The sequence below is a fragment of the Patulibacter medicamentivorans genome (assembly GCF_000240225.1).
Taxonomy (GTDB): domain Bacteria; phylum Actinomycetota; class Thermoleophilia; order Solirubrobacterales; family Solirubrobacteraceae; genus Patulibacter; species Patulibacter medicamentivorans.
Window position 1 is genome coordinate 1 of record NZ_AGUD01000061.1, and the last position, 10,013, is coordinate 10,013.

The 10,013-nt window shown below is 74.6% G+C and carries 6 protein-coding genes and 1 pseudogene; 2 read left to right on the top strand and 5 right to left on the bottom strand.

Annotation, left to right across the window (positions count from 1 at the left end; all coding sequences use genetic code 11):
- Nucleotides 1-1,123, top strand: a 1,123-nt coding sequence (locus PAI11_RS06575; RefSeq protein ID WP_050897145.1) for a M17 family metallopeptidase, incomplete at its 5' end; no start/stop codon positions are given.
- Nucleotides 1,124-1,197: 74 nt separating this feature from the next.
- Here the strand turns inward: PAI11_RS06575 and PAI11_RS06580 are convergent.
- The 5 genes from PAI11_RS06580 to PAI11_RS06600 all read right to left on the bottom strand — a co-directional run bounded on the left by PAI11_RS06580 (nucleotide 1,198) and on the right by PAI11_RS06600 (nucleotide 8,460).
- Nucleotides 1,198-3,495, bottom strand: a complete 2,298-nt coding sequence (locus PAI11_RS06580; RefSeq protein WP_007572165.1) for a PhoX family protein — start codon at nucleotides 3,493-3,495, stop codon at nucleotides 1,198-1,200.
- A gap of 169 nt (nucleotides 3,496-3,664) precedes the next feature.
- The gene (efeB, locus tag PAI11_RS06585) at nucleotides 3,665-4,900 is read right to left on the bottom strand and encodes an iron uptake transporter deferrochelatase/peroxidase subunit (protein WP_007572167.1); all 1,236 of its coding nucleotides are present in this window, start codon (nucleotides 4,898-4,900) and stop codon (nucleotides 3,665-3,667) included.
- On the bottom strand, nucleotides 4,897-5,892 hold the full coding sequence (locus tag PAI11_RS06590; RefSeq protein ID WP_007572169.1) for an EfeM/EfeO family lipoprotein: 996 nt from the start codon (nucleotides 5,890-5,892) through the stop codon (nucleotides 4,897-4,899). Before PAI11_RS06590 ends, efeB begins: the two co-directional genes overlap by 4 nt.
- Nucleotides 5,886-6,368 carry a hypothetical protein gene (locus PAI11_RS06595; RefSeq protein ID WP_007572171.1) on the bottom strand — a complete coding sequence of 161 codons (483 nt, stop codon included), beginning with the start codon at nucleotides 6,366-6,368 and terminating at the stop codon, nucleotides 5,886-5,888. Before PAI11_RS06595 ends, PAI11_RS06590 begins: the two co-directional genes overlap by 7 nt.
- 22 nt (nucleotides 6,369-6,390) lie before the next feature.
- Entirely contained in the window at nucleotides 6,391-8,460 is a 2,070-nt protein-coding gene (locus tag PAI11_RS06600) for a collagen-like triple helix repeat-containing protein (RefSeq protein WP_007572174.1), read from the bottom strand.
- A 259-nt stretch (nucleotides 8,461-8,719) separates the two neighbouring features.
- Here PAI11_RS06600 and PAI11_RS06605 point away from each other — a divergent pair.
- A pseudogene (locus tag PAI11_RS06605) lies at nucleotides 8,720-10,013 on the top strand (hypothetical protein); the annotation flags it as partial.

Consider the following 10,013-nt stretch of genomic DNA (forward strand, 5'->3'; position numbering starts at 1 on the left):
GCTGCCGGAGCGGGCCCGCGCCGTCCGGCCGTCGCCGGCGGTCGAGCGCGACGACGAGCCGGCGGCCGAGGCGGTCGCCGAGACGGTGCGGATCAGCGGGCCGGAGGGGGCGGTCCCGACCGAGGCGACCGCGGGCGAGATCGACGCGGCGGTCGTCGTCGCCCGGGCGCAGAACGCCGCGCGGCGGCTGCAGCAGCTGCCGGCGAACCTGCTGACCCCGCGCGCGCTGGCGACCGAGGCGCTGGCGCTGGCCGAGGACGTCGAGGGCCTGACGGTGCGGGTCGAGGTCGGCGAGGCGGCGCTGCGCGCGCGAGGGATGGGCCTGTTCGCCGCCGTCGGGCTGGGCAGCGTCGAGCCGCCGGCCCTGATCGTCGCCCGCTACGAGCCGGCGACCGCCAACGGCCCGCTGCTGGGCCTGGTCGGCAAGGCCGTCACCTACGACACCGGCGGCTACTCGCTGAAGACGCCGGCGGGCATGACGAAGATGAAGCTCGACATGTCGGGCGGGGCGGCGGTCCTGCAGGCGATCGCCGCGATCGCCCGGCTGCGGCTGCCGGTCCGCGTGGTGGCGGTGATCGGGGCGACCGAGAACCTGGTCGGCGGCGCCGCGATGAAGCCGGGCGACGTCTTCGTGGCCGCCAACGGGACGTCGGTCGAGGTCGTCAACACCGACGCCGAGGGCCGGCTGGTGCTGGCCGACGCGATCACCCACGCGCTCGCGCTCGGCGCCGAGCGGCTGGTCGACGTCGCGACCCTGACCGGCGGCGTGACGGTCGCCCTGGGCAACTCCCACGCCGGGCTGCTGGGCCACGACGAGGACTGGCTCGACACCGTCCGCGGGGCGGGCGAGCGGACCGGCGAGCGCGTCTGGCCGCTGCCGCTCGAGGACGAGCACCGCGACCTGCTGAAGAGCACCGCCGCCGACCTGACCAACAGCGGCGGCCGGCCGGCCCACGCCAGCCAGGGCGCCGCCTTCCTCGAGCGCTTCGCCGGCGGCGTCCCCTGGGCCCACGTCGACATGGCCGCGATGTCCGCCGACCTGCCGCGAACCTACCTGCGCAAGGGCCCCAGCGGCTGGGGCGTGCGGCTGCTGGTCGAGACCGCGCGGGCGCTGGCGGGGTGAGGGCCGCCGGCGCGCGGCGGGTCGGCCTCGAGGGTGAGGCCGATCCGCCACGCGATCCGGCGCCGGCGTCCGGGTCAGCGGACCTTGAACGCGTCCGAGCGGCGCACGACCTGGGGGGTTCCGTCGCTCGGCTTCACGATCAGCCGCACCTGGGCGCGCAGGATCCGTCCGCGGCGGGTCCGGAGCGCGGCGCGGGCGACCGTTCCGGGGCGCAGGGTCGCGCTGCCGGCACCGGCCTTGACCGTCTTGCGCACGCGCGCCACCGTCAGCAGCCGGGACTTCAGGCGGCCGACCTTCGGCAGCCGGACGTACAGGATCAGCTCGATCCGGGCGGCCTCGCGGACGCGGTACTTGGCCTTCACGCCCTTCGACAGCAGCGTCGCCAGGGTCACCGTCTCCGGCACGTCGACCGTGGTCTTGCCGGTCGGTCCCTCGGGCTTCGGGCTCGGCGGGATCGTCGTGTCGCCCGGGCCGGTGCCCGGCTTGACGCGCGTGATCGCGACCGTCGCCGGGCGCGGCAGCGAGGGGTTCAGCCCCGCCGTCTTGTTGCCCGCCGGCCACCAGCTGGTGTAGGTGCTGGCGTCGCCGTAGACCGCGGTCGGCTTGTCCGGCGTGACCTCGCCCGGATGCTGGACGTTGACGAACAGCGTCGACTCGTCGGCGTCGAAGTACGGACCGGTGCCCTCGGCGTCGATCGGCATGTTCGCGAACCGGAACGCGACGCCGGCGTTGGGGCCGGAGCGCGGGATCATGAAGACCGCGTTGTTGCCGTGGTAGGTGTAGTACTTCTTCTCGCTGATCGAGCCCTTCAGCGACGACGACGAGATGTCGGTCACGACCCACAGGTTGTTCGCCGAGTCGAAGACCAGGTTGTCGCAGCTGGAGAACCCGCCCTCTCCGGTGCCCGCGCGCCCGGTCGGGCCGCCCTCGGCATAGTCCTGCCAGGTGAACGTCAGCGCGGTCGGGTCGTTGCCGGCCTCGATCAGCTTGCGGACCGAGCCGTGGAAGTCCCAGACGCCGCTGCCCGAGTTGTTGGTGAACGAGACGTAGACGGTGCCGTCGGCATCGACCTCGACGTCCTCGGGCCGGTTGGTCGAGAAGTGCAGGTCGTACTCGGCCGTGCCGATCCGCTTGCGCAGCAGCGCCGCGGTGTCGACCAGCTCGTTCTGCTCGACCTTCACCCACTCGCCGCTGCCGGACTCGGGCGTCACCGGGCTGCCGCCGGCCTCTCCCGCGGCGGCCGTGGCGAAGCGCCGCCGCCCCTCGGGCGCCCACTTCGCGATGTAGAGCGTGCCCTGCTCCAGGATCTGCAGGTTGTGGCTGCGGCGGCCGGGCAGGAACTCGCGGTCGCTGACGAACTTGTAGACGCCCTCGCCGGCCTTGTCGTCGCCCATGTAGAGCACGAACTTCTTGCCGGCGACGTGGCGGAACGCCGTGTTCTCGTGCCGGAAGCGCCCGAGCGCGGTGTGCTTGCGGGGCGTCGACGAGGGGTCGTAGGGATCGTGCTCGACGACCCACCCGTAGTGGGCGTAGGTCTTCTCGTTGTACTTGTCGTTGCCGGGCACGTTGGCCCAGCCGTAGCCGAACGACGACGTCGTGCTCCAGTAGCCGTCGTAGTTCTCCTCGCAGGAGAGGGTCGTGCCCCACGGCGTGATGCCGCCGGAGCAGTTCGCCAGCGAGCCCGCCGCCGTCGCCTCGATCTCGATCGGGGTGCCGTCGGCGTTCTGCTGGATCGTGCCGCGCAGCGGACCGGTGAACGCGCAGTCCGGCGCCCCGCCGGTGATCCGGCGGTTGTACGGCGACGGCGAGACGACCTGCCAGAGCCCGTCGACTCGCTTGATGTGGACGATCGAGTTGCCGACCGAGTCCTTCTCGAGCTCGACCTGCTCGGCCGTCTTGCCGCCCGGACCCTTGTTGCCGTGCTGGAAGAACGGCGCCGGGTACTCGTGGTTGACGAACAGCAGGCCCTCGTCCGGCTTGCCGTCGAGCTTCAGGAAGGCGAGGAAGTCGTTGTTGAAGCCGTAGCGCAGCTTCGTGCCGTCGCTGTTGAGGAACTCGTCGCCCCACTGGATCAGGACGTCGGCGCGGAAGCCCTCGGGGACCTCGACCTGGTCGGCGCTCGACGCCGCGAGGGCCTTGAAGTCCGAGAACGGGGTCGGCGGGCCGGCCGCGACGGCGCTGTCGCCGAGCAGGTCGGTGATCCCGGCGCCGTCGAGCGCGACCGCGGCGGCGGTGCTGGCGCCGGCGGCGGCGACGCCGCGGATGAACGAGCGGCGCGTGCGGCCGGCCTGCGGGTGCTGACCGGTCGCGGGGTCGACCGGGACGAGGGACTCCGGACGCGGGGCGTCCGATGAGGGCGACGACGTGGGCACGGCGGCTCCTGAGGGCTGAGGGAGGGCGACGAGGCGGGCTCGCGACGGCCGATGGCGCCGCGACGCCCGCCTGGCACGTCCACGCTAGTTCGGCGCCCTCGCGCCCCTGTGGCCGCGATGTGAGCGGCCTGTGACGATCCCGTTATCGGGCCTCGCGCCGGGAGCCTCCCTAGACGAACAGCCCCGACCCGACCCAGTCCTGCGGGTCGGTGGCGCCGGGCGGCAGGAAGAAGTAGCCGCCGCCGGTCGGGCGGACGTAGTCGATCAGCGGCTCGCCGGCCAGGCGGCGCTGGATCGCGGCGAACTGGCGATCGACGTCGCGCTGGAAGGACGCGAAGATCAGGCCCATGTCGAGCTGTCCCGCGGCGTCGATCCCCCGCGAGTAGTTGTAGCCACGGCGGAGGATCCGCTGGTGCTCGGTCGCCGGCGTCCGCGGGCGGGCCAGACGGATGTGGGCGTCCAGCGGGATCCGCCTGCCCTTCGGGTCGCTGCCGTAGTCGGGGTCGTCCTGCTCGCCGCGGCGCCCCAACGGCGCGCCATGGGCCTTGTCGCGGCCGATCATCAGCTCCTGCTCGTCGCGCGAGACGCGATCCCAGAACTCGACTCGGTTGCGGATCACGCGCACCACGGCGAAGGTGCCGCCGACCGTCCACGCGGGCCCGTCGCCGCGACCGGTCCAGACGACGCGGTCCATCTCGGCGCGGTCGCCGACGTCGGGGTTGGCGGTCCCGTCCTTGAAGCCCAGCAGGTTGCGGCCGGCGCCCGACTCGCGGGCCGGATCGGGCAGGAAGCCCTCGATCTTCCAGCGCGGCGCCAGCACCGGCCGCGTCGCGCGCAGCAGGTCGCGGAGCGCGTTGAGCAGGGTCTCGCTGCTGTTGGCGCACAGCTGCACCAGCACGTCGCCGTGGCAGGCCGCCGGGTCGAGGTCGTCGTCGGGGAAGGCCGGCATCGCCGTCAGCCCCGTCGGCCGCCGGTCGCCGAGCCCGAAGCGCCCGTCGAAGAGCGATGCGCCGAAGCCGACGGTGACCGTCAGCGCGTCGGGCGGCACCAGCGGCCCGAGGATCCCGGTCTCCGGCGTGGGCCCCTCCCCCGGCGACCCGAGCAGCGCATGGTGGCTGGCCGTCAGCAGCCGCGCGCGCTCCGAGAGCGCGCGCAGGCCGTCGGCCAGCTCGGCGCGCGAGCCGGTGATCGCGTCGAGCGCGACGAAGATCGCGTGCGCCGGGCGCGGGGTCAGGATCCCGGCCTGGTGCGTGCCCTCGAACGGGATCCGCGACCGCAGCCCCGAGCCGTCCGGGGCCGGAGCCGGAGCCGCGGCGGCGTCGGTGGCGCTGCCGCCGGCGATCCGGTCGACGGCCGCGCCGGCGCCGAGCAGCGCCCCCGCGGCGAGGAACTGGCGACGCTTCATCGGCTGGGTCCTCCGGTCTCGATCGAGCGCTTGAGCGGGCGCGGCGGGCGCGGGTCGACCAGCTCGGGGACGAACGCCAGCGCCTCGGCCGCCGCCGCGGTCAGGCCGGAGATCCGCTCGCGATCGCGCTGGCCGAGCGCGTCCCAGCGCGGCAGCCGTCCGCCGCGGCGAACGCCGTCGAGCGCCCGCTGCAGGCGGCCGATGGCGCGCCAGCACTGCTGGACGACGACCGGGTCGCGCTGGCCGGCCAGGCCGTCGATCGTCCGCAGCAGCAGGCGGGTGCCGGCGATGTTGCCGTCGAGCGCGTTGAGGGCGGCCCCGCTCCACGGGCTCGCCTGGTCGGAGAGCTGCAGGGCGAGGGTGTCCTCGAGCACCTCGTGCGAGCGCAGGACGTAGTCGAGCGGATCGATCTCGGCCGTGCCGACGTGGCGCCGCAGGCGGGCGACCGCGGCGTCCAGCCGCGCCACCTGCCCGGCCGCGGCACGGACCGGGCGCCCGCCCCAGAGGGTCATCTCGACCCGGTGCAGCCCGCTGAAGCGGGCCGAGCGGACGCCGCCCTGGAGCCCGCCGGCGCGGCCGTTGACGGCCTGGTCGAGGGCCCCGAACGCGCCGTAGGCGGCGCCGATCGTCTCGTAGCGGTACTGGGCGCGCAGCCAGGCGGCTCGAGCGGCCGCGCGATCGCTCGCCGCGACCGCCCGCCGCAGCGCGCGGAGGTCTCCCCGCATCACCGTCAGCTGGCGGCGGACGTGCTGGCGGTAGGTCGCGATCGGGCGCCGCAGATCGGCCGGCGTGACCGGGTCGACGTTGCCCGGGATCGGGCTGCGCTTGTCGTAGCTCTGGGCGCCGGCGGCCGCCGGCGCGACGGCGGACGAGGTCGTCCGGGTCTGATCGCCGCCGCCGCAGCCGGTGAGGACGAGGGTCGCGAGCAGCGCCGCGGCGGCGAACCGGCGAGCGCCGCGCGCGTTCCGTCCGGGGTCGCGGCGCATCAGCATCGCCGACCGACCGTCTGGATCACGTTCAGCGGATCCTCCGCGTAGGAGCGGATCGTCGCGTCGTAGATCGTGTCCCGTGCCGGGTCGGCAGCCGCCACGAAGCAGCCGCCCGGACGCAGCCGCACGCGGTAGGCCGTCCGCCGGCGCGCACGATCGACCGTTCGCCAGCGCACGACGCAGCGGGTCGCCCCGGCCCCGCCGGGAGCGCAGCGAACCCCGTCGACGACACCGGTCGGCAGCGGCTGACCCAGGTCCTTGGCGTCGTCGGAGTGCTGGCTCATCACCGCCACGCGGTAGAGCCCCGCGCGGACGCCGTTGCTGAGTGCCCGCTCCAGGCCGAGCCGGTCCAGCGACGGACCGACCGCCGCGCGGGGCCGCGCGGCGGTCGTGGTCGTGGCGCCATCGTCGCTGCCGCACCCGGCCAGCGCCGCGACCAGGATCGCGGCGATGACCGGGGCGGCGCCGGAGCGCCTCATGCGGGGAGCGTCGGCACCGGCGCTAGAACCGGACCGTCTTCGTGGTGCTGAAGCGGCCGGCGGCCGTGCTGCCGGCCGGCACGAAGCGCAGCTGCACGCTGGCCTTCGCGCTCCGGCGGTGGGCCAGCGCCCGCCGCGCCTTGCGGCTGAAGCGGACGGTGTAGGTGGCGGTGCCCTTCTTCGCCTTCTTGACCGTCAGCGACCCGAGCGTCAGGCGCTTCTTGCCGAGCTTCGCCGAGATCGTCGTCGTCAGCTTGCCGGCGACCGGGAGCGTGACCCGGGCCTTCGCCTTCGAGCGGCTGGCGGACAGGCTCCGGAACACGATCGTGCCGCTCTTGCCCTTCGGGCCGGCGGGGCCGGCCGGCCCCTGGGGACCCGGCGCGCCGTCGGGGCCCTTGCCGCCGCTGGGACCCTGCGGACCCGCGGGACCCTGCGGGCCGCCCGGCGTCGTCAGCCTCGTCAGCTCGTAGGTGCTGTTGGCGCCGTGCTGGCCGGTGAAGAAGAACCGGAATCCGGGGCCGGTTCCCGGATCGACCGCGCCGAGGATGCCCGTGGTCGACGTCGCGCCGTCGGAGACGTGGATGCCGGTGACCTCGTTGTCGCCGTCGTTGTGGTTCGGCGTTCCGGCGTCCTTCAGCTGGACGTCGGCCAGCGCCTCCGGGTCGCGGCCCTGAGCGACGAGCCGCTTGGCGTCGCCGTTGATCTGGTCGATCGGCTTGCGCAGGTCGAACGCCCACAGCGAGTCGAGCGCGTCGAGCTGCTCGTGCAGCGTGTCGCCGCGGTCCTCGCTGGCCAGCAGCGTGTCCTTGTCGAGGAAGGTCACGTTGTCGAACGCGGCGTGCACCGGGTCGCCGAGCACGACCGTGCGGCCGCTACCGCTGTCCTGGCCGACCGGGATGTCGACCCGCACCAGGGCGCCCCAGGCGGCCCGCTCGGCGGCGCCCGGGTACTGGCCGGCGGCGCGGTCGGTGTCACCGGTCTCGGTGAAGACGAACGAGCCGAAGTCGGTCCCGGGGACGAACTTCACGTTCTCCGGCCGCTTGAGCGGCGTGCCGCCCTTGGTCTTCGCGAGCGCGTTGGCGTCGAAGCTCGTCGTGCCGTCGGTCGCGGTGTCGTGGATCGTGACCCACTTGGCCTGGACCGTCTGCCCCGAGTGCAGGGTCTTGATCGCGGCGCCGAGGGCGTCGTCGTGGGCGCCGGTCGGGTCGGAGGCCGCCGGGTGGAAGGTGATCGGCGTGCCGGCGACGCTGAACTGCAGCGCCTGCAGCTTGCCGTGGTCGAGGTCGCCCGCAGCGGTCGGGACGAAGCGGTAGACGAACGAGTTCGGCTGCTTGACCTTCGTCGCCGCACCGCCGTCGGTCACGCCCGAGCCACCGACGTCCTCGATGATCAGCAGGTTGCCGAGGCGGTCGTTGTGGATCCCCTCGTAGCCGCCGCGACCGATCGAGCCGAAGTGGTCGACCAGCGCCGGCGCGGTGGTCGACGACCACGCCAGCGGCGTGCTGAAGACGCCGCCCTTGTTACCCGCCTCGGCGGTGAACAGCAGGTCCTGGGTGAACGGGTCGTAGGTCGAGCCGTCGATCGAGTAGAGCGCGGTGTTCGCGATCCCCTGCGCGTCGGTCGTGCCGTCGGTCGTGTTGAGCAGCGTGATCCGGTGGTCGGGGTCCTGGACGTCGAGGTTGATCCGCGTCAGGTAGCCGTGGCGGGTGGCGGTCGGATCGGCCGAGAAGACCTCGTGGCCCTGGATCAGGAAGTGGCGGCCGTAGTCGTAGCCGGCGGTCGGGCCGCCCGGGTTGGACTGGGTCACCAGGTAGGTGTTCTGATCCGGCTCGGACTTCGTGTCCAGGTGGTCGGCCTGCTGACCGCCGTCGCGGATGTAGCCGTAGGTCTTGTACGGCCCGACCGGGTTCTCCAGCGTGCTCTTGCCGGTCACGAGGCGGGTGGCTGACCAGCCGGCCGCGATCGTGTCGGCAGGGCTTCCGGCACGGCGATGGGCGTTGGGGACGCCGTTGTCGATCTGGGCGACGGCGACGCCGCCGACGGCGAGGGCGGCGACGGCGGCGGTCACGCCGACCGTGAGCTTCTTGCGCAAGGTGAACCTCGGCTGGTGCGGTGAGGGGTGGGGGCCGCGCGTCGCGGGAACGGAGGGACGCCCCCGGGGGTTCGACGCGCGGGGACGACCGTAGGAGGGCTGCTGAAGCCAGATGTCGCCGAGCCGTTACCGGCCGCCGAACCTGGCGCGCCGGCCGACCGCCTGGCGCGTCGGCGTTCCACGATCCCGGCCCCGCGGGAGCGGCCTCGGCGGCCCGCGGCCGGCTCGCGTCGACCAGGACGGCCGCTACGCTGCCCCGGTGCCGGCCGCCCGTCCCGTTCCGCTGCGCCTGGCGGTGGTCTGGTTGGCGCTGCTGGCGGTCTACGCGGCCGGACTGGCGCTGCCCGCCGCGCCCGGCCGCGAGCTCTCCTCGACCGAGGCCCACCGGCTGCTGGTCGCGCACTCGATCGTGACCGACGGCGACGTCGACCTGCTCGACGACTACCAGGCGCGGGCGTGGCGCGACTGGGGCGGGATCACCGGCCAGGGCGCCGGCGGCGCCTTGCGGCCGAACGTCGCGCTGCGGGTCGAGCCGGGCACGCCCAGCGGGGTCCCGATCGCGCCCGGCGGGTTCCTCGAGCCGAGCGGCCTGGGGACCGGCGCGGCGCTCGCCCCGGGGTACTGGCTCGGCCGCCAGACCGGGATCGGCGGCCGGCTCGGGACCCAGCTGTGGTGCGCCGCCCTGCTGGCGCTGGCGTTCGCGATCGCGCTCGGGCTGGCGCGGCGGATCGTGCCCGAGCCCTGGGCCAGCCGTGGCGTGCTGGTGGTCGCCGTGTCGCCCCCGGCCGTGCTCGGCGCGACCCAGATCGGCCCGACAGGGCCCGCTGCGCTGCTGATCACCGGCGCGGTGGCCGCCGCGCTGGCCGTCCGCGACCACCCGCGGACCGGCGCGGCGCTGGCATGCGCGCTGCTCTGCGCGCTGCTGTGGTGGGTGTGGCTGCCGCTGGCGCCGGTCGCGCTGCTGATCGCCGGAGCGCTGGCGCGCTGGATGCGTCGGCGGCGCCGCGGCCTGGCCGGGTTCCTGGCGCTCGAGCTGCTGCTGCTCTCGGCGGTCGTCTACATCACCGTCCAGGACCGGATGTACGGCGGCCCGACGCCGTGGTCCCCGGCCAGCGGCTGGACGCTGCCGACGTTCGTCGACGGGCCCGGTGACGCGATCGGCCGGATCTTCGGGGCGCCGCTCGGGCTGCTGATCGACCGCGACTACGGGCTGCTGCGGTGGGCCCCGGTGCTGCTGCTGGTCGGCGTCGCCGCCTGGCGCCTGTGGCACTGGCACCGGGCGCGCCTGGCTCGCGTCTTCGCGGACGAGATCCACATCGAGGTGATCGCGCTCTTCCTGCTGCTGGTCTTCGCGGTGGCCGCGGTGCCCTACGCGATCCTGTCGCCGTGGCCGGCCACCAACTGGCTCGGCGGTCCCGGGGCCGCGGCGGGGCTGGCGGTGCTGGCGCCGGTGGTCGGCTGGGCGTGGCAGCGGGTGCCGCGCGCCGGCGCCGGGCTGGCGACGCTGACGGTGGTGGCGACGGTCTGGCTGCTGGCGGCCGGCGCGCTCGACG

Coding starts and splice junctions, on each gene's coding strand:
- PAI11_RS06595 (WP_007572171.1), bottom strand. CDS start 6,368: ATGAGGCGCTCCGGCGCCGCCCCGGTCATCGCCGCGATCCTGGTCGCG.
- efeB (WP_007572167.1), bottom strand. CDS start 4,900: ATGAAGCGTCGCCAGTTCCTCGCCGCGGGGGCGCTGCTCGGCGCCGGC.
- PAI11_RS06590 (WP_007572169.1), bottom strand. CDS start 5,892: ATGCTGATGCGCCGCGACCCCGGACGGAACGCGCGCGGCGCTCGCCGG.